Here is a 20,123-nt window from a genome sequence, read left to right on the forward strand (position 1 = left end):
GCGCCGCCTGACGTCCCCAGCGAGCGCAGCGCCTCACCGGCCCGAGACGGCCGTCAGCTCCGCTGGGTCGAGCCGCGTTCCACCAGCGTGGGGGCGATGAGCTGCTTGAGCGGGCGGGCGATGGGCGTACCCGAGATCTCCTCGAGCAGCAGGTCCACCGCGATGGTGCCGATCTCCTCTGCGGGCAGCCGCACCGTGGTCAGCGGCGGCGACAGGAAGGCGGAGAACGGGTGGTCGCCGAACCCGATCACCATCATGTCGTCGGGCACCTTCAGCCCGTGCTCTTCCAGCGCCCGGTAGAGGCCGAGTGCGAAGTAGTCGTTGCCGGCCACGACCGCGTCGGGCAGCCGGGTCCTGCGCAGCATGCGGCGGGCCACCTGGTACGCCTGCTGCGGCTGCCACGGCAGCGCGGCCTGCTCGTGGCGGCGGGTGGGGACCCGCATGATGCTGCCGCGCGGCACCGGCAGCCCGGCCTCGGCCATGGCGCGGCGGAAGCCGGCGATGCGGTGGTCGATCGTGGTGATCGGCAGATCTTCTTCCAGCACCACGATCGAGCGGGCGCCGCGTTCGATCGCGTGGGAGGTGGCGCGGTAGCCGCCGAGCTCGTTGTCGGTGCCGACGAAGCGGTAGCCGAGGTCGGGCAGATCACGGTTGATCAGCACGGTCGGCACGCCCACGGAGCCGAGCCGCCGCCACGCCTCGGTCCCGGACTGCACGGGCACGACGATCGAGCCGCTCACCGACGAGCGCAGCAGCGACTCGGCGGCGCGCATCTCGTGCTCTTCCGACTCCTCGGTGACCGTGAGCAGCAGCGAGTAGCCGTGGGAGCGGGCGCGGGTCTCGATGGTGGAGATGAGCTGCGCGTAGAAGGGGTTGGACGGGTTGGTGATGGCGAGGCCGAAGGTCATCGCCGAGCCCAGGACGAGCGAGCGCGCCATGGAGTTGGGGACGTAGCCGACCCGCTCGGCCTCGGCCCGTACCCGGGCCCTGGTCTCCTCACCTATGCCGTCCTTGCCGGAGAGGGCACGCGAGACGGTGTTGACGGAAAGGTTCAACGTCGCGGCGATGTCCCGCAAGGTATGACGTCGAGCCCCAGCCATTCGCATGCCCCCTCTGGTCGGTTTCCGCGGTCGCTCTCAGCTCTTGACCGTGAGATAGATGCGCAGTTTGGCGGACGGGTCGGTGCCCGTCACCGTGCCGCGCAACCGCAACCATTGTCCGAAATGATCTACCGGCCATGTCACCAAACCGGGTCCGTTGATGACATGTTCCTTGCCGTCGAGGTCGCACCAGGTCAGGCCGTCCGGCGAGATCTGGGTGACCAGCCGCACCTCGGTGTCCTGGCCGGAGGTGGCGAGCGTGTGGATGAAGAACCGCGCCTCGCCGGCCCAGGCCACTTCGTACGGCTCCGTGGCGAAGTCGGAATCGAACGTCGTGTCCCGTTCGAGGACCGCCGTCTGCACCTGCCGCATTACGTCACCACTCCGTGGAAATGAGTACCGAGTCAAGGAAGAGGAAGTTGCGGACCGTCGAGTGGGTCCGTACTGAGAAGTAGAAATTCAGCAGGTTCTCCAGGGAGTCGTAGCGCTCCTTGTACGGCGGCACCGGAACGTCCGACATGTCCATGATGCGATCGTTGACCTGCAACTCGACGTTACGTCGTGCTTCGGTGTCGATGACCCAGCGCAGGTAATGCCAGTTGACCTTCGTCGGCACCTCGTTGTAGCAGAGCTCCTGCGGTTCACCGAACGGATGCCAGTCTTCGGGGTTGGGCGCGGTGAAGTCGGCGCCGTACTCCAGCTTGATCTTTCCTTCGAGGTGCTCGCGCGGCGTCGGCTCCGGCACGATCGGATACATCCACTGGCGCTTGAGCTTGTTGTCCAGCGACGTGTTCATGTAGCGGGCCACCGTGTGATAGCGCAGGCCGCCGTCGCCGCACAGGTCGGTGGCCACGGTGAAGCAGCCGAACTGCGCCTCCGACGGGTGCAGGTTGCCGTCCCAGGTGACGTCGCCGAACTCGTCGCTCGCGCTGCCGTCGATGGTGGCCTCGGCCTTGTACGTGAAGTACGCCTCGATTTGCAGCAGGCCGCGCCCGCTCATGGTGAGCCGCCTGATGGCGGTGGCGGTGTGCCCCGTGTACGGCCGGGTGGCCAGCTTCAGCGCGTACGAGCCGGTCATCGCGCCGTGGCTGCCGATGTCGAAGAACGTGCAGTTGGACAGCTGCGGGGGCCGGAAGTCCCGCATGTGGTCGTCCACGGTGGACAGGTCGCCGTTGCCGTTGTAGTTGCCCAGCAACTCGGTCCAGCCGTGGGTCCCCGAATTGAAGTCGTCGTACGCGAGAATGCGTCGAAGCGGGGAAAACTTCGACAGTCTCGGGTCTGCCGACAAAATGGCAGTACGAAGTTCTGCGGCCAGGTCGGGCCGCTCCGTCGTGGTCATCGCCGAATGCTCCTGAAAAGGTCTTGGCACAAAAGAGTCGCGAATGCCTACGCCCGACCGATCGACCGGAGTGAGTCATGCGGTCGCAGTAGGACGTTAACGTTAATGTTGCGCGGCGGTCAACCCTTGGGTGGCCACCCCACGTGGCCCGAGACCCTCACAGCGTAGCGGTGACGAACTGTTACCACCGCACGTTTGCGCAGGTAGTATGCATCGCCAGAGGCCGTACGCGAGCGCTGGAGCGGCAGAAGACGGGGGACGGACCCTTGACGGTCGGGGCCGGCCATCCTAGCATCAGCCAGCAATCGCATTAACGTTAATGTTCCCGGCAGGAAACACTCCGGCCACACCGCCGGCCGGTGCCCCGCCGCCCCCTCCCCCCGTATTCGTCCCTCTCTCAAGATCGGCCGGCCGCCCGCCGGCCGATCCCCTCAAGCCCCCGAAAATCCCGCCATGCGCCGACGGCGTCATGGCTCTATCTGGAGTTGCCTGTCGATGCTGAAACGGGAAGCCCACCGACAGCGAGCGGGCCGGCCATGACCGCGTACCTCATCCGGCGCTCGCTGTTCGCCGCGTTCGTGCTGTGGGGCGCCGTGACCATCGTGTTCCTGGTGCTGCGGTTGGTTCCCGGCGACCCGGCCCTGCTCATCCTCGGCTCCGACGCCACCCCCGACGAGATCGAGCAGCTGCGCGAGCAGATGGGGCTCAACCAGCCGCTGCTCGTGCAGTACGGGATCTACTTGGCCGACGTGGTGCGGTTCGACTTCGGCGACTCCTACCGCTACCACGCCGACGCGATGGGCCTGGTGCTCGACCGGTTCCCGCTCACCCTGCAGCTCGCCGTCGTCGCGATGGTGATCGGCCTGGTGCTGGGCATCGCGCTCGGCGTGGTCGGCGCGCTGCGGGTCAACCGCCTGGCCGACCGCATCGTCTCGGTGTTCGCGCTGCTCGCGCAGTCGATGCCGTCGTTCTGGATCGGCATCATGTTCATCCTGGTCTTCGCACGGCAGCTGCACATCTTCGCAAGCGGCGGCCACGGCGGGTTCGACCGGCTGATCATGCCGGGCGTCACGCTCGCGCTGCCGCTGATCGCGATCCAGATCCGGCTGACCCGCAGCGGCCTGCTCGACGTCGTGCACGAGAACTACATCCAGACCGCGCGGGCCAAGGGCCTGCCGGAGCGAGTGGTCATCTTCCTGCACGCCATCCGCAACGCGATCATCCCGATCGTGACCGTGGCCGGCCTGGAGTTCGGCAAGCTGCTCGGCGGCGCGGTGATCGTCGAGACGGTGTTCTCCTGGCCCGGCGTCGGGCGGCTGCTCATCGACTCCATCTCGGCCCGCGACTACAACGTCGTGCAGGCCGCGATCCTGCTGATCGCCGGCGGGTTCGTCCTGATCAACCTGATCGTGGACGTCCTGTACGGCTACCTCGACCCGCGCATCCGGCTGGGACGGTGACCATGGACAGGCCAATGGACCAGGTGCTGCCAGGCGAGGCGGTGACCGTGATGGACCCGGCCGAGCCGGCCGGCGGCGAACCGAAGCAGAGCAAGACCCGGGTGAAGATCGGGCGGCTGCGCATCATCGTCTCGCTGTCGGTGATCGGCCTCTACGTGCTCGCCGCCATCTTCGGCCCGATCCTGCTGAAGTACGACGCGGTGGCCACCGACCTCGGCTCCCGGCTGAAACCGCCGGGCACCACGCTGGCGAACGGGCAGGTCGCCGTCTTCGGCACCGACCAGGTCGGCCAGGACATCCTCGCCCAGATGATGCAGGGCGCGCGGGTGTCGATCACCGTCGGCGTGGCGACGCTGGTGCTGGCCGGGCTCATCGGCGTGGCCGCCGGCATCGCCGCGGGCTATTTCGGCGGCTGGCTGGACATGGTGCTCATGCGGCTGGCCGACATCCAGCTCACGTTCCCGTCGATCCTGCTCGCCATCTTCATCGCGGCGATACTCGGGCCGAGCGTGGTGAACGTCGTGATCGTGTTGTCCATCTCCAACTGGGTGACGTTCGCCCGGGTGACAAGAAGCCAGGTGCTCGGGCTGAAGAACAGGGACTTCGTCGACGCCACCCGCACGCTCGGCGCGCGCACCTGGCACCTGCTGACGCGCAGCATCCTGCCGTCCATGATCGCGCCGATCCTGGTGGTCGCGACCGTGGAGCTCGGCCACGTGATCCTGGCCGAGGCGTCACTGAGCTTCCTCGGCCTCGGCACCCCGGCCAGCACGCCGAGCTGGGGCATGACCATCGCCAACGGCCGGGACTACCTGTCCAACGCGTGGTGGATCTCCACGATCCCCGGCATCGCCCTCGCCGCCCTGGTGATCAGCTTCGGTGTGCTCGGCGACGCCCTGCGCGACCGGTTCGACCCGCGGCTGAGGAGCATGTGATGGCCGACCCATTGCTGTCGGTGCAGGACCTGACCGTACGCTTCCGCACCCGGGCGGGCACGATCACCGCCGTCGACAAGGTCAGCTTCGACCTCGCCGAGGGCGAGACGCTGGCCATCCTGGGCGAGACCGGCAGCGGCAAGAGCGTCACCGCCCAGGCGTTGATGGGTCTCGTGCCGCGCCCCGCCGGCCAGATCGCCGGAGGCCGCATCCTGTACAAGGGCCGCGACCTGCTGGCGCTGCCGCGCTCGGAGACCCGCAAGCTCAACGGCACCGACCTGGCCATGGTGTTCCAGGACCCGCTGAGCTCGCTCAACCCGGTCTTCCGCGTCGGCGCGCAGATCGGCGAGCTGTTCCGTCGCCGCCAGGGCCTGTCCCGCGCCGAGGCGCGGCGCAAGGCGATCGAGCTGATGGACCGGGTGGGCATCCCGGCCGCCGACCGCAGGGTGGACGACTACCCGCACCAGTTCTCCGGCGGCATGCGGCAGCGCGTGATGATCGCGATGGCGATCGCGCTGAAGCCGCGCGTGCTCATCGCCGACGAGCCCACCACCGCTCTCGACGTCACCGTCCAGGCGCAGGTCATGGCGCTGCTCGCCGAGCTGAAGGCCGAGCACAGGATGGCGATGATCCTCATCAGCCACGACCTCGGCGTGGTGGCCGGCGTCGCCGACCGGGTGCAGCTCATGTACGCCGGGCGGGTGGTGGAGACCGGCGACCTGCGGGAGGTCTACGAGCGCACCGGGCATCCGTACACGCAGGGCCTGATGGCCTCGATCCCCGAGCTGAACGGCCCGCGCGAGCGCCTGACGCCCATCAAGGGGTCGCCGCCCGACCTCACCCGGCTGCCGTCGGGCTGCCCGTTCCGCCCCCGCTGCCGGTACGCCACCGACGTCTGCGCCGCCGAACGTCCCGAGCTGCTGCCGCTGCCCGAGCGTCCCGCCTCTCACCGGGCCGCCTGCCACCACGCGAAGGAGGTCGTCACCGATGTCGTCACCGGCTGAGCCTCTGCTGTCGGTCAAAGACCTGCACACCAGCTTCCCCGTACGCTCCGCGCTGCTGCGCCGCAAGATCGGCGCCGTGCACGCGGTGTCGGGCGTCTCGTTCGACCTGCCCAAGGGCCGCACGCTCGGCCTGGTCGGCGAGTCGGGCTCGGGCAAGACGACGCTGGCGCGCACGATCATCGGGCTCGCGCCCGCCGAGTCGGGCCAGGTGCTCTTCGACGGCCAGGACCTGCTGAAGCTGCCGGGCGACGAGCTGCGGCAGGTGCGCAGGCAGATCCAGATGATCTTCCAGGATCCGTACGCGTCGCTGAACCCCCGGCTCACGGTCGAGCAGATCATCAGCGAGGCGTGGCTGGTCAACCCCGGTGTGCTGCCCCGCGAGAAGTGGGCGTCCGAGGCGCGGGAGCTGCTGGCCAGGGTCGGGCTGAACCCCGACCACGCCGACCGCTACCCGCACCAGTTCTCCGGCGGCCAGCGCCAGCGGGTCGGCATCGCGCGGGCGCTCGCGCTGCGGCCCCGCCTGGTGATCTGCGACGAGGCGGTGTCGGCGCTGGACGTCTCGGTGCAGGCGCAGGTGCTCAACCTGCTCGTCGACCTGCAGGAGGAGATGGGGCTGAGCTACCTGTTCATCGCCCACGACCTGTCGGTGGTGCGGCACATCAGCGACGAGGTCGCGGTGATGTACCTCGGCAAGGTGGTGGAGCAGGGCACCACGGAGCAGATCTTCGAGGCGCCCGAGCACCCGTACACGCAGGCGCTGCTGTCGGCGGTGCCGGTGACCCGGCCGTGGGCGGGGCCACCGCGCGAGCAGATCATCCTCAAGGGCGACATCCCGTCGCCGGTGTCGCCGCCGTCCGGGTGCCGCTTCCGTACGCGGTGCTGGAAGGCGCAGGACCGCTGCGCCACGGAGGAGCCGGCGCTCACCAACCGGCTGGGCGAGCACGTCTCGGCCTGCCACTTCCCCGAGCTGCCCGCGACCCCGGCGGGTGCCCGATGAGCGGCGCGACCAGGCTGATCCTCGTCCGGCACGGCGAGTCGCTGTGGAACGTCGAGGAGCGCTACCAGGGACAGGCCGACTCGGGGCTCACCGCCACCGGGATCGAGCAGGCCGAGACGGCGGCGAAAGTGCTCAAGGCCCGCTTCGGCAGGCCCGACCTGGTCGTCTCCAGCGACCTGCCGCGCGCCTGGGACACCGCGCAGGCGTTCCTGCGCCTCGCCGGCGGCGCGGCCGAGCGGGATCCCCGGCTGCGCGAGGCCGACATCGGCGACTGGGTCGGCCGCACGTTCACGGAGATCGCCGCGGCGTACCCCGACGTGCTCGCCGAGGCCGCGCGGGGCGGCGATCCGCGGCGCGGCGGCGGCGAGACGTTCACCGACATGCGCAGGCGCGTGTGGGCCGCGCTCGTCGACATCGCAGAGCAGGCGGGTCCCGGCAAGAGCGTCATGGTGTTCTGCCACGGCGGGCCGATCCGGGTGGCCGCGGCCGCCGCGCTCGGCCTGCCCGAGCCAGGCCACCTCGCCTTCTCCCCGCCGGTGAACACCTCCGTAACGGTGATCGACTACCGGGGCGAGCGGGGCAACGCGGTGGTCGAGTACAACGCGCCGACCGCGTGGGCGGCGGACGCCACGCGTACCGACTGAATCGGAAGGACCTCTCAGCATGCTGACCGGATCGTTCACCTTCGTTGCGATGACCTACAACCTGTGGGGCGACGCGCACCTGGAGCAGCGAGAACCGGCGATCCGCGACCTGTTCGCCACCCGGCCGCCCGACCTGCTGGCCACGCAGGAGCTGCGCCCCCGCTCGCGCGCCGTGGTGGACGAGATGCTGCCGGGGCACGCGCGCGTGCACGACGACTTTCCCGGGTGGGGCACGCAGAGCAACCTGTGGTGGCGTGAGGAGCTGTTCGAGCTCGTCGAGTACGGCTTCCGCGACGTCGGCATCCTCGCCGAGCACGCCGGGCTGTTCTGGGTGCGGCTGCGGCCGAGGACCGGCGGCGCGCAGCCGCTGGTGTTCTCCACCGCGCACCTGACCTGGCCGGGCCACCCGCAGGAGCGGGCCGACCGCCGCAACCTGCGCGCCGGGCAGGCCGAGCGGGTGGTGGAGGCGCTGAACGAGATCGCCGGTGACGCGGCCTGCCTGTTCACGGTGGACATCAACGACATCGGGCAGCCGCTGTGGGCGCTCGGCAACGGCGGCTTCCTCGACTCGTTCACCGCGCTCGGGCGCACCTCGCCGGTCACCCACCCCGTGTCGCCGCTGCCGTTCACCGCCGAACGCGGAACGCGTCTCTCCCCGCTCATGTCGCCGTCGAAGGCCATCGACTGGATCTTCTCCCGCGGCCCCGTCGTCACCCGGGCCAGCGAGGTCGTCGAGTTCTTCTCGGCGGGGAACGCGCCGTCCGATCACAAGCCCGTGGCGGCGACCTTCACTTTGACACCCCCCCCGCGACGGCGTGAGCAGCCGCGGCACCAGCAAGAACGAATGAAGGAGAGAGGCATGATCTCACGATCCCGGGCCATGGGCTGTCTCGTCGCAGCCGCTCTGGTGCTGGGCCTCACGGCCTGCGGCGGCTCCGGCGGATCCGGTGACTCCGGCGGCGGGGAGAAGGTGCTGCGCTACGCGCCGCAGCTCTTCCCCGTCTCGCTGGACGTACAGCAGTACCCGGCCGAGGAGGCGGTGCAGACCACCGTCCAGCAGAGCCTTGAGACGCTCACCGTCATGGTGGACGGTCAGCCGCAGCCGAAGCTGGCCACGTCGTGGGAGAGCCCCGACGACAAGACCTGGGTGTTCCACCTGCGCGAGGGCGTGACGTTCACCGACGGGACGCCGTTCACCGCCAAGGACGTCAAGGGGTCGGTGGAGCGGCTGATCGGCCTCAAGGGGTCGCTCGCCCCGCTGCTCACCGGCATCGAGGAGATCGAGGCCACCGACGACCACACAGTGACGTTCCGCACCTCGTCGCCGCTCGGCACGCTGCCGAGCACGCTGTCGCTGGTCTTCATCGGCAAGGGCGACAAGGTCAACGACGACGCGTACTGGCAGAAGCCGATCGGCACCGGGCCGTTCATGTTCGAGTCGTTCAGCCCCGACGACAAGGTGGTGCTGACCCGCAACGACCAGTACTGGGGCGACAAGGCCAAGGTGGACAAGCTGGAGATCCTCAACATGCCCGAGGTCTCCGCCCGCATCACCGCGCTCAACAACGACGAGGTGGACGTGCTGGCCTCGATCCCGCCGGACCAGGTGGCCGAGGTGAAGGACGTGCCGGGCATCGTCTACGGCACCGGCCCCAGCTACAACTACTACTTCCTGTGGTTCAACCAGAACAACAAGCCGTTCGACGACGTCAAGGTGCGCCAGGCCATGCTGCACGCCATCGACGTCAAGAGCATCGTCGGCGACCTGTTCGGCGACCTCGGCACGGTCGGCCAGGCGCCGGTCACGCAGGCGGTCTTCGGGGCGACCCAGCTTGAGCCGTACGCGTACGACCCTGAGCGGGCGAAGAAGCTGCTGGCCGAGGCCGGCTACCCGCAGGGCATCACCACCACGATCCAGTGGCCGCTGGAGGGCGGGCCGAACATCCGGCCCATGGCGCAGGCGTTCATCTCGGCGTGGGAGAAGGTCGGCATCAAGGTGCAGCCGCAGGAGAAGGAGCGGGCGACCTGGCTGAAGGACCTCAACTCCCTCAACTGGGACATGAACCTGCAGACCAACGCCACCGGCACCGGCGACGCCGACTTCACGATCAACCGCCTCTACAACTGCGACGCCAAGCGGATGGGCTACTGCAACAAGGACCTCGACAAGATCCTCGTCAAGGCCCGCGAGTCGCTGGACCAGAACGAGCGTAAGGACCTGTACGCCCAGGCCGCCAAGATCATTTGGGATGACGCGGTCGGCCTCTACCCGGTGGACCTCAAGAACAACTACGCGGTCCGCGACGACGTCAAGGGACTGGAGATGCCGGCCAGCGGACGTCCGGACTTCTCGAAGGTGTCCGTGGGCTGACCCACCGGATCTCTCCCAGACGCCCGTCGGCCGACTCCCGCCCGACTTCTCCCAGACGCCCGTCGGCCGACTCCCGCCCGACTTCTCCCAGACGTCCGTCGATTGACTACCGCCGGACTTCTCCCAGACGTCCGTCGGCTGAGTTCCGGCGGAATCCTCCCAGGTGTCCGTGGGCCGACCCCGCCTGCGCCCGTCCAGCCACCCCCCAGCATTGGAGAGACTCCATGCCTCGTAACCGTTCCCCGCACCCCGCCCTGGTCGCCGGGCTCGCCGCCGCGGTGACCCTGTCCGGGCAGTTGCTGCTCAGCCCGGCGGCGCAGGCCGCGCTGCCCGAGCCGGCCCGCAGCGCCTGCCGCAACGCCGAGACCGTGCCGGTCGAGACCGGCGCCGCCTTCAACGACCCCGTCGCGGGCACCCCCACCGCGGTCGTCGAGCGCCTCTGCTCGCTGATCAAGCAGGCTCCCTCCGGGTCGTCGATCGAGATCGCCGAGTTCGTCATCTCGGGCGACGCCGGGGCCGACTACGTGGCCGTGCTGCTCGACGCCTACCGCCGCGGCGTCGAGGTGCGCATGGTCATCGACGGCTACCAGATCGACAACCCCGCAGCCCAGCAGCTCATCGGCACGCTCGGCACCGACAAGTCGGCCACGTCGTGGGTGCACGTGTGCAGCCACCTGAGCCCGGAGGGGAACACCTCCTCCTGCCAGGGCACCAAGGGCATGCACAACAAGTTCACGCTGTTCTCGGAGACCGGCGGCAAGCGCGACGTCGTCGTCCAGGCGTCCAACAACATCACCGACGTCAACTCCACCAGCTACTGGAACAACCTGGTCGTGCTGCCCGGCAACCGCGAGCTGTTCCAGGGCTACGCGAAGTACTTCGACGACCTCGCCGCCGAGGTGCAGAACCCCGACTACGACACCACGGTCGTCGCCGGCGGGCCCGCGGGCAAGATCACCGCGCAGTTCTACCCGGTGGCCGACCGCGACCCGATCGCGCAGCGGCTCGCCGAGGTCGGCTGCAAGAGCAAGGGACGCACCCGGGTCGAGATCGGCCAGTCCGAGTGGGACGGCACCCGCCTCGCCATCGTCGACGAGCTGGCGAAGCTGAAGGCCGCGGGCTGCCAGGTGCGCGTGGTGCACGGCCTCGCCGACGACTCGGTGAAGGCCGCGCTGGACGCCGCCGGCATCGAGCGGCGGGCGCTGGACGGCTCGACGCCCGCCGGGCGGATCCACTCGAAGTACATGGTGGTCACCGACTCGACCGGGCCCGGTTCGGGCACGGGGTGGGTGATGACCGGCAGCCACAACTTCAACGCCACCTCGCTGCGACGTAACGACGAGGCGATGGTCGAGCTCTCCGAGCGGGGCGTGGTCGCGGCGTACGCGGCGAACTTCGCCCGGCTCTGGGAGGTCGGGGTCGCGCCGCAGCCCGCCTCCTGACCCGCGCCCTGGCGCTGGTCCTGGCGCCCGGCCCTGGCCCCGGCTCGTTCCGCAGCAAGCCGCATCCTCACCCCGCGTCCTTGCCCCGGCTCCTCCACCGAGCCGGGGCGAGGACGTTCAGCGGCCATAGGCTTCGAGCAACCGCAGCCACACCTCGCTGACCGTGGGGTACGACGGGTCCCGCGCCGATGACGATGACGTCGTACGCGTCCACGTCACGCCCCCTTGGCGGCGCGGCCGAGCCGCAGGGCGGAGATGAGGAAGAAGATGCCGCCGAGCACGGCGTAGCCGGCGATGTTGGTCAGCATCGGGTTCGGGGCGGAGGCGCCCATGATGAACGAGCCGCCGGCCAGGACGGAGATGCCGCCGCTGAGGATCATGGCCCACTGGCCGCCCATCTTGCGCCGTACGACGGCCACGACGAGCTGGACGAGCCCGGCGACGATGGCCCAGGCGCCCCACACGACGAGGATGCCGGGGACGCCGTTGCCGCTCGCGACGGCCAGGCCGATGGCGGCCAGGGTGCTGATGGCGATGTTGGCGTACAGGCCGTAAGGAGTGCCCCCGGCCTTGGACGAGCGGGCGTCCACGATGGCCGCCGCGACGTCGAACAGCGGGTAGATGACGACGAGCGCGATGCCGAGCGGCCCGAGCTGCGCGGCGGTGGCGAAGATCAGGCCGGCCCAGATGAGCTGGAACGCGAACCGCACGAAGTAGAGCCTGCGCAGCGCCTGCGCGATCCCGCGGGTGGTGGGGGTGTCGACGGTGGTCACGGTGTTCCTTTCAGATGGTGTTTCAGCGCGGGATGCGGCCGGGCCGAGGGTCCATGGACGGCCCGGCCGTCGGCTTCATGCGACGGTCGCGTCCACCGTGACCGGGATGTTGCCGCGCGTGGCGTTGGAGTAAGGGCAGATGGCGTGGGCGGCCTCGACGAGCTCGTCGGCCGCCTCCTGTGAGACGCCGGACAGCTCGGCGTGCAGGGCGGCGCTGAGCGTGAATCCGCCCTCCGGGGTGGGGTGCACCTGCACCTCGGCGATGACGGCCGAGTCGGTGACGGGCGTCTTGCGCTGGGCGGCGACGGCCTTGAGCGCCGAGTGGAAGCAGGAGGCCCAGCCGGCCGCGAAGAGCTGCTCGGGGTTGGTGGCGCCGCCGGGGCCGCCCATCTCCTTCGGGATGGCCAGGGAAACGTCGAGCAGGCCGTCGCTGGTCCTCGCCTGCCCTCCCGCCCTGCCGTCGCCGGTGGAGGTGGCGATGCCGGTGTACAGAGTCTCGCTCATGACGTTCCTTCAGAGGTAGACCGAACGTTCTATCTTTTGCATCATGCACCTAAGGGTGCTGCACCGTCAAGACCGAACGTTCTACCTAGGACTGGGAGCAGGGGCCGGCAGGCCGCCGGATAGCGCGCGAAGACAGGTTCATCCGGCCGCCAAATAGCGCTGGAGCAGCGTGAACCCGGGCATCGTGCCGGTGGGGGTGACCCCGACGTCGAACATCTCCGGGTCGTCGAAGACGGGCTCGCCCTTGGGGCGGCGTACGTACGCGACCCTGCCGTAGTCGATGCCGTCGGCGCGGTCGAAGCTCATCCACGTGATGGCCTCATGCTCGCCCTCGCGCAGCGGGCCGCCGCCGAGCGGGCGGACGGCGATCGTGCCGGGCGGCTGGAACAGCCACACCTGCGGCACGGTCAGCACCCAGCGGTCCGCACCGAGCGCGAGCGCCCGCTCGGCCGCCATGACCTCGAACGCCTGCGCCGCACGGACGTCGCGCAGGTAGTCGTAGGCGCTCAGCAGCAGCCTGCCCCTGCCCTCGATGGCGACCATGGCCGGGCACTCCAGGGCCGCGATGTCCGCCTCCAGCCGCTCCACGGCCGCGAACAGCAGACGCGCGGTGGCCTCGTTCATGTCGCCCTCCGGCCGGTTCGTCTCGGGGTTGCCCGGCAGTTGCAGGCTTTCAGACGGCCACCCGGCGGGGTCCGGCACTCCGCGAGCCGTCTACGGTGTGCAATCAGAACGTTGCACTATGTCAACAAGCGTGTCACCAGGAAGGTGTGAAAGGGACAGCCTGCCGCAATGTTTACCGAGGCCGGGCATCACAGACGCTACTCGCGGTAAGGACACCAGCACGAGGCGACGACGCTTTTCCGGGGGGTACCAGTGCCTGACAAGCCGCCTGGACCCGCCTTCGGGAAAAAGACGCTCGAGCGGTGGTGGCGGGCGGGCCCTCCCGGGCCGTTCCGCCCCGGCTTCTGGCGCAGCCCGCTGCGCGGCCCGTGGCTCACAGCGGTCTTCGGCATGGTGCTGCTGGTCGGCCTGGCCGTCGTCGCGATCACCGGGTTGCTGTCGTACGCCGCGTACGAGCCCCGCCTGCCGGGCAACGACACCACGCCGGGCAAGGGGCTGCTGGGCTTCTACCTCTTCGAGTGGCCGGCGGACCCCGCCTGGCTCTACCGGGTCACCCAGGGCGCCCACGTCATTCTGGGGCTGACGCTGGTGCCGGTGCTGCTGGCCAAGCTCTGGTCGGTGATCCCGAAGCTGTTCGACTGGCCGCCTGCGCGGTCGGTCGCGCAGGCCGTGGAGCGGCTCAGCCTGGTGCTGCTGGTGGGCGGGGCGGTCTTCCAGTTCGTCACCGGGATCCTGAACATCCAGCTCTTCTACGTCTTCCCGTTCTCGTTCTATCCGGCGCACTTCTACGGCGCCTGGATCTTCCTGGCGGCGCTCGCCGTGCACGTCGCGCTGAAGCTGCCCAAGGCCGTGCGGACGCTGCGGTCCAGGGACTTCCTGCGCGAGCTGCGTACCGGACTGGACGGCACGCGGCCTGAGCCGCCCGACCCCGACGGTCTGGTGGCCACACACCCGGCCGCGCCCACGATGTCGCGGCGCGGCCTGCTCGCCTTCGTCGGCGGCGGCTCGGCGCTGATGTTCGGGCTGTCGGTGGGGCAGACGCTGGACGGGCCACTGCGCCGTACCGCGCTGCTCGCCCCGCGCGGCCGCGACTACGGTCCTGGCCCGAACGACTTCCAGATCAACAAGACGGCGGCCAGCCTCGGCGTGACCGCGGCCGACACCGGTGACGCGTGGCGGCTGACCGTCGCCGGGCCCAGGACGGTGGTGCTGACCAGGGCCGAGCTGCTGGCGATGCCGCTGCACACGTACGCGCTGCCCATCGCCTGCGTGGAGGGCTGGTCCACCGAGCAGGAGTGGACGGGCGTACGGCTGGCCGACCTCGCCGCGCTGGCCGGCTACGCGCCGGGCACGGTCGGGGTCACGGCCACGTCTGTGCAGCGGGTGGGCTACTTCGGCGCGGCATCGCTCAACGCCCGGCAGGTGGCCGACCCGCGCTCGCTGCTCGCGCTGCGGGTCAACGGCGCCGACCTGTCGCTCGACCACGGCTTCCCCGCCCGGATCATGGCGCCGAACCTGCCCGGCGTGCACACCACCAAGTGGGTGCACAGGCTCGACTTCTTCCGGGAGCAGCGGTGAGCGGGCCGGGCCTGTGGCGGCGCGCGTACGGCGCGCGCCCCTGGCACCTCCTGGGGCTCGCGGCCTGCTTCGCCGTGGCGGGCTATGCCTTGACGCGGGTGGTGGATGCGGGCATCCTGCTGGGCTTCGCCGTCTGGTTCGTCGGCGCCATCGTCCTGCACGACCTCGTGATGTGGCCGCTCTACACGGCCGCCGACGGCGTGCTGCGCGGCCGCCGCTGGATCAACCACGTACGGGTGCCCGCCGCGCTGTCGCTGCTGCTTCTGCTGGTGTGGTTCCCGCTCATCCTGGGCGGGGCAGAGGCGAACTACCGCTCGGCCGCCGGGCTGAGCACCGCCCCCTACCTGATGCGGTGGCTGCTCGTCACCCTGGTGCTCTTCGCCGCCTCCGGGCTGCTCTACGTGGTGCGGCGGCGGGCCGCGGGACGGCCGGATCGTTGAGCGGTCGGCTGCTACCGGCCGCCGGGCGAGACCGCGAGACCGTGACCACGGGCGAGAACCGCGGAACTGCCGGATCACCGAGCGGCGCACCCCTACCAGCCGGCCGGCGAGGCCGTGGAAAGGGCGTGCCGGCATGATCGGCGCCCTTTACGAGCAGGGCCTGCGCGGCGGATACGTCGAGGTCGAATACGCCGACGGCCGCGTCACGCCGCTCGCCGCCCAGCGGTGGCTGCGGCCCATCGAAGGCGACGAGTGCATCCTGGCCCGCTGCGGCGGCCCCACCCTCGACGTCGGCTCGGGGCCCGGCCGGTTGACCGTGGCGCTCACCCGGCGCGGCATCTTCGCGCTCGGTATCGACGTCACCCCGCTCGCCGTCGAGCTCACCCTGCGAGCCGGCGGCCTGGCCCTGCAACGCTGCGTCTTCGACCCGATCCCGGGTGCAGGACGCTGGGCCGAAGCCCTGCTGACCGACGGCAACATCGGCATCGGCGGCGACCCCGTCGCGCTGCTGCGCCGCCTGCGGCAACTCGTCAAGCCCGGCGGGACCGTACTGACCGAGCTGTGCCCGCCCGGCACCAAGAGCTCCATCGACCGGGTACGGCTGCGCCACGACGGCCGTACCGGTGAATGGTTCAGCTGGGCCACCGTCTCCGCCGACGACATCGAGCCTCTTGCTACGCGGTGCGGGTTTCCGCACGTGGAGCAGTGGAGCGTGGCACGCCGCTGGTTCGCGGCCCTGTCCTGACCACCTGCTGCTTCATGACCGCCTGCCGGCCGCACGCACGGCGGCCCCCGCCAACGCCACACCCGCCGCCACCGCGTACGCCGCCGTACCGTCATCGACCCCGAGGTACGCGGCCGTGCTCGCGACCGGGACGCCCAGCCACTCCCACCGCCCGTCGAGCGCGACCAGCGCCACCAGCAGCAGGGCGTACCAGGGGTAGCCCGGCGTGAACGCAAGGAACGCCGCCCCGGTCACCGTCAGCGCCCCGCGCCACGGCCGTTCGGGGTCGCCGCGGCGGAGCACGAACAGCGCCGTGACCGCGACGGCCGCGAGCGCCACCGGCCCGGCCGCCGCGTCCGGCACGGCCAGGCGCAGCAGCGCGTACCGTCCGCCGCCGGACGCGGCGTACCCCTCCTCGTCGAGGTAGCCGAACAGGTAGCCGAGCACGGAGCCAGCGCCGGTCGCGAGCGCGTACGGCAGATAGGCGATCCCGACGACCAGCGCGGCGGCCCCGAGCACCGCCGCCGCATCCCGCATAGGCGCTCGGCGAGAGAGCAGGCCGGACAGCGCGCCCGGCACCGCGAGCGCGGGCAGGAACTTGACCGCGATCGCCGCGCCGAGCAGCGCCCCGCCGCCCGCCCTGCGCCGGGCGACGACCGTCAGGCCGAGGACGGCGAGCAGCACGGCCAGGACGTCGGCGTGGGCGTTGCTGACCGCTTCCAGCGGCACCGCCGGGCACCACGCCCAGCAGGCCGCCAGGACCGGGCCACGCCTGCTGCGGCGTAGCGCCCGCAGCAGCACCAGCGACGTCGCCAGCGCCAGCAGCGCGCCACCCACCTGGAGCGGCTTGTATCGGCTCTCTTCGGGCGAGAGCAGGTGCACGACCAGGAAGTACGCCTCCGCCAGCGGCGGGTAGATCGTGTGCACGGCCGGGCGGTTGATACGCGTGCACCCCTCGGGGTCGTGGACGGGGTACCGGTACGGGTGATGGCAGGCCGCGCCGGTCGGGAACAGCCAGGGGTCGCGCAGCCCCGCCAGCGCGGGATCGCCGGGGGCGTGCTCGTACGGGGAGACCCCCGCCGCCTGCACCCGGCCGTCCCAGACGTATCGATAGGAGTCGGTACTGGTCGTCGGGGGCGCGAGCAGCCCGGTCGCCGGCACCGCGACGGCTCCCGCGAGCAGCAGGAACACCGCCTGCCTGTACGGCACCCGCCGTAGCGCCCACACGGCGGCGCCGAACAGCACCCACGACACCGCGTACCAGCGGATCAGCGCCGAGAAGTCCCCGGTGAGCGACCCCGCCGTGACCGTCAGCACCAGCGCGCCGACCAGGCCGGCCAGCAGCACCCACGCGACGGCAGCACACCCGGACACCCGGCCCGGCCGGTGGACGGGCGGCTTCGGACGGTTTCCGTCGCGCGGCGGGGTGGGGGTTAGCATGGTGGTCAGGCCAAGGAGGCGGTGGCGAACTCCTTGATGCCTTCCGCGAAGCCGATGCGCGCCTGGAAGCCCAGCTCGGCCGCCGCACGGCGCGAGCTGGCCACGATGTGGCGGACATCGCCCAGCCGGTACTCGCCGGTGACGACCGGGGCGGGCCCGCCGCGTTCGGCCGCGAGCGCCTCGGCCAGGTCGCCGACGGTGTGCGGGGTGCCGCTCGCGACGTTGTATGCGGCCAGCGTGCCGGGCGTCCCTGCGGCCAGCGCGAGGGCGTTGGCGTCGGCGACGTCCCGTACGTGCACGAAGTCGCGCGTCTGCCCGCCGTCCTCGAAGACGCGCGGCGCGCGACCCGCCTCCAGCGCCGACCGGAAGATCGCCGCCACCCCCGAGTACGGCGTGTCGCGCGGCATCCCCGGCCCGTACACGTTGTGGTACCGCAAGGCCACCGCCGTGCCGCCGGTCTCGCGGGCCCAGTTGGCGGCCAGGTGCTCCTGGGCGAGCTTGGTCGTCGCGTACGCGTTGCGCGGGTCCAGCGGGGCGTCCTCGCCGATCTCGGCGAGCACCACCTGATCGCCGCACTCCGGGCAGCGCGGCTCGAAGAGCCCCCGCGCCAGATCGTCGGCCGAGCGCGGGCCCGGGCGTACCCGGCCGTGCCTGGCGCAGTCGTAGGCGCCCTCCCCGTAGACCACCATCGACGAGGCCAGCACCAGCCGCTCCACGCCGTGCCTGGCCATCGCGGCGAGCAGGACCGCCGTGCCGTACACGTTGATCGAGGCGTAGTCGGGCAGGTCGGCGACGTCCACGCCGAGCCCCACCTTGGCCGCCTGGTGGACGACCGCGCCGACGCCGGGCAGCACCTGATCGAGCCTGGCGGCGTCGCGCACGTCGTCGCCCGTACGCAGGTCGAAGCCGATCACCTCGTGGCCGCGCGCCTCCAGCGCCGCCACCACGTGACCGCCGATGAACCCGGCCGAGCCGGTCACCAGGATCGCCGTCATCGTCGTGCTCCCGTTCCCGCGAGGGCGGCGGCGTAGCGGGAGCCCGGGGCCAGCCTCGCCACCTCGATCGCGTCCGCCATGGTGTCCACATCGGTCAGGCACGGCATCAGCGCGACGCTCATCCCGGCCTCCTTCAGCCTGCGCAGCTGGATCTCGCCCGTGCTGGGGTCCGACATCGGTACGCCGAGCAGCAGCGCGGTGGCGGGGATGCGCAGCCCGAGCAGCCAGAAGCCGCCGTCGGTCGCGGGGCCGAACACCGCGTCGTACCGGCCGAGCCGGGCCAGCGCGTCGGCCAGCATGCCCGGAGCGACCTGCGGGGTGTCCATGCCGATGAGCACCATGGGGCCGGGCCGCAGCCGGTGCGCGTCCTCGAACGCCGCCGCCAGCCGCTCGTCCAGCCCGTCCCCGCGCTGCGGCAGCACGGTGAACCCGGCGGGCAGCCACGGCCCCGGCGCGCCGTCGAGCGCCAGCACCCGCCCCGCGGCGGGCACCTCGGCGACGGTCCGCAACGTGTCCTCCAGCGCGGCGCCTGCCAGCGCGGCGGCCTCCTCGGGGGTGAGCGGCGGCACAAGCCGGGTCTTCACCCTGCCTGGAACGGGCTCCTTGGCGATCACGATCACCTGCCCGCCGGGTGCGGCGGGGAGCGGCGGGGCGGTCACGCGGCCCGGCCTTGGCGGGTCATGACGCGGCGCATGTCGCCGACCGCGCGCAGCGTGCCGCGTACCGTGCCGGTCACCTTGGATTTGCCCCGGCGCGGCAGGTAGTCGACGTCGATCTCGCCGATGCGCCAGCCCGCCGCCCCGGCGCGCAGCACCATCTCCAGCGGGTAGCCGAAGCGCCGGTCGATCAGTCCCAGTCCGAGCAGCGGTACGCGCCGCGCCGCCCGCATCGGCCCCAGGTCGCGCAGCGGAACCCCGGTACGGCGGCGCAGCACCCCGGCGAGCACGGCGTTGCCGAGCCGGGCGTGCAGTGGCCAGGAGGCGCCGGGCGCCAGGATGCGGCGGCCCAGCATCAGGTCGCGCTCCCCCGCCGTGACCGGATCGGACACCCGGGGTAGCTGGGCGGGGTCGAGCGAGGCGTCGGCGTCCATGAAGCACACGACGTCGGAGGCCGCCGCCTCAAGCCCGGCGTGGCAGGCGGCCCCGAACCCGCGCCTGGGCTCGGTCACCACCGTCGCACCCAGCTCGGCGGCGATCCGCGCGGACCCGTCGGTCGAGCCGTTGTCCACCACGATCGGGTGGAAGCCGTCCGGCATGCGCCCGAGCACCCACGAGAGGGCCGCCGCCTCGTTCAGGCACGGCAGCACCACGTCGATCTTCATGTCGCCGACGCTAGGCCGCCCGCCGCCCGCACCCGGTGCCGGGACAGGGCGGCCTTCCCGAGAAATTACCTGCTATGAGGGCATTCCTGGCCCCCGGGAACGGCCACCGCAGGAGGCCGACGCCCGCTGGCCGCCTGTTCCGACGCCCACGGACCACCGTGGGAGACCGGCGCCCGCGGACCGCCTGAGCCGCCGGCCGCCTGTGCGCGTGGTCTCAGCGCCTCGGCCCCGGGGCCCGTCGTACGTCCTCAGGAATCGCTCTCGGGTCTGGCCAGGGCGTGTGCGAACGCGACCGAGAAGAACAGCGACATCGCGATCGCCAGCCAGGGGTTGTCAACGGTGGCGCCGAAGGCGACGCCGATGGTCAGGCCGGTGGCCAGTCCGAGCGTCCAGTTGGGGGAGGTCTTGTCGCCCTTCGTCATGTCACCATCG

General features: G+C 71.1%; 21 protein-coding genes. 10 read left to right on the forward strand and 11 right to left on the reverse strand.

The window, feature by feature from the left end:
* Positions 1-53 precede the first annotated feature (53 nt).
* The 3 genes from AB0K67_RS24340 to AB0K67_RS24350 are packed head-to-tail and all read right to left on the reverse strand — an operon-like array spanning position 54 to position 2,439.
* Positions 54-1,106: a LacI family DNA-binding transcriptional regulator gene (locus AB0K67_RS24340; RefSeq protein WP_364064264.1), complete on the reverse strand. Its 1,053-nt coding sequence runs from the start codon at positions 1,104-1,106 to the stop codon at positions 54-56.
* 30 nt (positions 1,107-1,136) lie between these two features.
* Entirely contained in the window at positions 1,137-1,472 is a 336-nt protein-coding gene (locus tag AB0K67_RS24345; protein WP_364064267.1) for a hypothetical protein, read from the reverse strand.
* Between the two features lie 4 nt (positions 1,473-1,476).
* Positions 1,477-2,439, reverse strand: a complete 963-nt coding sequence (locus AB0K67_RS24350) for a DUF6772 family protein (RefSeq protein ID WP_364064269.1) — start codon at positions 2,437-2,439, stop codon at positions 1,477-1,479.
* 536 nt (positions 2,440-2,975) lie between these two features.
* On the opposite strand from AB0K67_RS24350, the gene nikB reads away from it, so the two are divergent.
* From nikB to AB0K67_RS24385, 7 genes are all read left to right on the forward strand, one after another.
* On the forward strand, positions 2,976-3,899 hold the full coding sequence (gene nikB / locus AB0K67_RS24355) for a nickel ABC transporter permease (protein WP_364064272.1): 924 nt from the start codon (positions 2,976-2,978) through the stop codon (positions 3,897-3,899).
* Between the two features lie 2 nt (positions 3,900-3,901).
* Positions 3,902-4,834 carry an ABC transporter permease gene (locus AB0K67_RS24360; RefSeq protein ID WP_364064275.1) on the forward strand — a complete coding sequence of 311 codons (933 nt, stop codon included), beginning with the start codon at positions 3,902-3,904 and terminating at the stop codon, positions 4,832-4,834.
* Complete coding sequence (locus tag AB0K67_RS24365) at positions 4,834-5,838, forward strand: ABC transporter ATP-binding protein (RefSeq protein ID WP_364064278.1); 1,005 nt, start codon at positions 4,834-4,836, stop codon at positions 5,836-5,838. Before AB0K67_RS24360 ends, AB0K67_RS24365 begins: the two co-directional genes overlap by 1 nt.
* Positions 5,822-6,835, forward strand: coding sequence for a dipeptide ABC transporter ATP-binding protein (locus AB0K67_RS24370; RefSeq protein WP_364064281.1), 1,014 nt, complete (start codon positions 5,822-5,824; stop codon positions 6,833-6,835). The genes AB0K67_RS24365 and AB0K67_RS24370 overlap by 17 nt, the downstream gene beginning before the upstream one ends.
* Positions 6,832-7,479, forward strand: a complete 648-nt coding sequence (locus AB0K67_RS24375; protein ID WP_364064284.1) for a histidine phosphatase family protein — start codon at positions 6,832-6,834, stop codon at positions 7,477-7,479. Before AB0K67_RS24370 ends, AB0K67_RS24375 begins: the two co-directional genes overlap by 4 nt.
* Positions 7,480-7,498: 19 nt before the next feature.
* Positions 7,499-9,850, forward strand: a complete 2,352-nt coding sequence (locus AB0K67_RS24380) for an ABC transporter substrate-binding protein (protein WP_364064287.1) — start codon at positions 7,499-7,501, stop codon at positions 9,848-9,850.
* A gap of 224 nt (positions 9,851-10,074) precedes the next feature.
* Positions 10,075-11,292, forward strand: a complete 1,218-nt coding sequence (locus AB0K67_RS24385; RefSeq protein WP_364064290.1) for a phospholipase D-like domain-containing protein — start codon at positions 10,075-10,077, stop codon at positions 11,290-11,292.
* A gap of 215 nt (positions 11,293-11,507) precedes the next feature.
* Here the strand turns inward: AB0K67_RS24385 and AB0K67_RS24390 are convergent, their stop codons facing one another.
* From AB0K67_RS24390 to AB0K67_RS24400, 3 genes are all read right to left on the reverse strand, one after another.
* Positions 11,508-12,065 (reverse strand): hypothetical protein, encoded by a 558-nt coding sequence (locus AB0K67_RS24390; protein WP_364064293.1) that lies wholly within the window; start codon positions 12,063-12,065, stop codon positions 11,508-11,510.
* A gap of 75 nt (positions 12,066-12,140) precedes the next feature.
* Complete coding sequence (locus AB0K67_RS24395) at positions 12,141-12,569, reverse strand: organic hydroperoxide resistance protein (RefSeq protein ID WP_364064296.1); 429 nt, start codon at positions 12,567-12,569, stop codon at positions 12,141-12,143.
* Between the two features lie 138 nt (positions 12,570-12,707).
* Positions 12,708-13,193 carry a hypothetical protein gene (locus AB0K67_RS24400; RefSeq protein WP_364064299.1) on the reverse strand — a complete coding sequence of 162 codons (486 nt, stop codon included), beginning with the start codon at positions 13,191-13,193 and terminating at the stop codon, positions 12,708-12,710.
* A gap of 252 nt (positions 13,194-13,445) precedes the next feature.
* Between AB0K67_RS24400 and AB0K67_RS24405 the strand changes: the two genes are divergently transcribed.
* From AB0K67_RS24405 to AB0K67_RS24415, 3 genes are all read left to right on the forward strand, one after another.
* Entirely contained in the window at positions 13,446-14,771 is a 1,326-nt protein-coding gene (locus AB0K67_RS24405) for a molybdopterin-dependent oxidoreductase (RefSeq protein ID WP_364064302.1), read from the forward strand.
* On the forward strand, positions 14,768-15,211 hold the full coding sequence (locus AB0K67_RS24410; protein ID WP_364064305.1) for a hypothetical protein: 444 nt from the start codon (positions 14,768-14,770) through the stop codon (positions 15,209-15,211). The genes AB0K67_RS24405 and AB0K67_RS24410 overlap by 4 nt, the downstream gene beginning before the upstream one ends.
* 133 nt (positions 15,212-15,344) lie before the next feature.
* Positions 15,345-15,956, forward strand: a complete 612-nt coding sequence (locus tag AB0K67_RS24415) for an SAM-dependent methyltransferase (protein WP_364064308.1) — start codon at positions 15,345-15,347, stop codon at positions 15,954-15,956.
* Positions 15,957-15,968: 12 nt separating this feature from the next.
* Here the strand turns inward: AB0K67_RS24415 and AB0K67_RS24420 are convergent, their stop codons facing one another.
* From AB0K67_RS24420 to AB0K67_RS24440, 5 genes are all read right to left on the reverse strand, one after another.
* Positions 15,969-17,375: a glycosyltransferase 87 family protein gene (locus AB0K67_RS24420; protein ID WP_364064311.1), complete on the reverse strand. Its 1,407-nt coding sequence runs from the start codon at positions 17,373-17,375 to the stop codon at positions 15,969-15,971.
* Between the two features lie 5 nt (positions 17,376-17,380).
* The gene (locus tag AB0K67_RS24425) at positions 17,381-18,370 is read right to left on the reverse strand and encodes an NAD-dependent epimerase/dehydratase family protein (RefSeq protein WP_364064314.1); all 990 of its coding nucleotides are present in this window, start codon (positions 18,368-18,370) and stop codon (positions 17,381-17,383) included.
* The gene (locus tag AB0K67_RS24430) at positions 18,367-19,029 is read right to left on the reverse strand and encodes a TIGR04282 family arsenosugar biosynthesis glycosyltransferase (RefSeq protein ID WP_364064317.1); all 663 of its coding nucleotides are present in this window, start codon (positions 19,027-19,029) and stop codon (positions 18,367-18,369) included. The genes AB0K67_RS24425 and AB0K67_RS24430 overlap by 4 nt, the downstream gene beginning before the upstream one ends.
* Positions 19,026-19,691 carry a glycosyltransferase family 2 protein gene (locus AB0K67_RS24435; protein WP_364064320.1) on the reverse strand — a complete coding sequence of 222 codons (666 nt, stop codon included), beginning with the start codon at positions 19,689-19,691 and terminating at the stop codon, positions 19,026-19,028. Before AB0K67_RS24435 ends, AB0K67_RS24430 begins: the two co-directional genes overlap by 4 nt.
* A gap of 248 nt (positions 19,692-19,939) precedes the next feature.
* The gene (locus tag AB0K67_RS24440; RefSeq protein ID WP_364064323.1) at positions 19,940-20,113 is read right to left on the reverse strand and encodes a hypothetical protein; all 174 of its coding nucleotides are present in this window, start codon (positions 20,111-20,113) and stop codon (positions 19,940-19,942) included.
* Between the last annotated feature and the right edge of the window lie 10 nt (positions 20,114-20,123).

The sequence above is a fragment of the Nonomuraea sp. NPDC052634 genome, from assembly GCF_040678535.1.
Classification (GTDB): Bacteria; Actinomycetota; Actinomycetes; order Streptosporangiales; family Streptosporangiaceae; genus Nonomuraea; species Nonomuraea fastidiosa.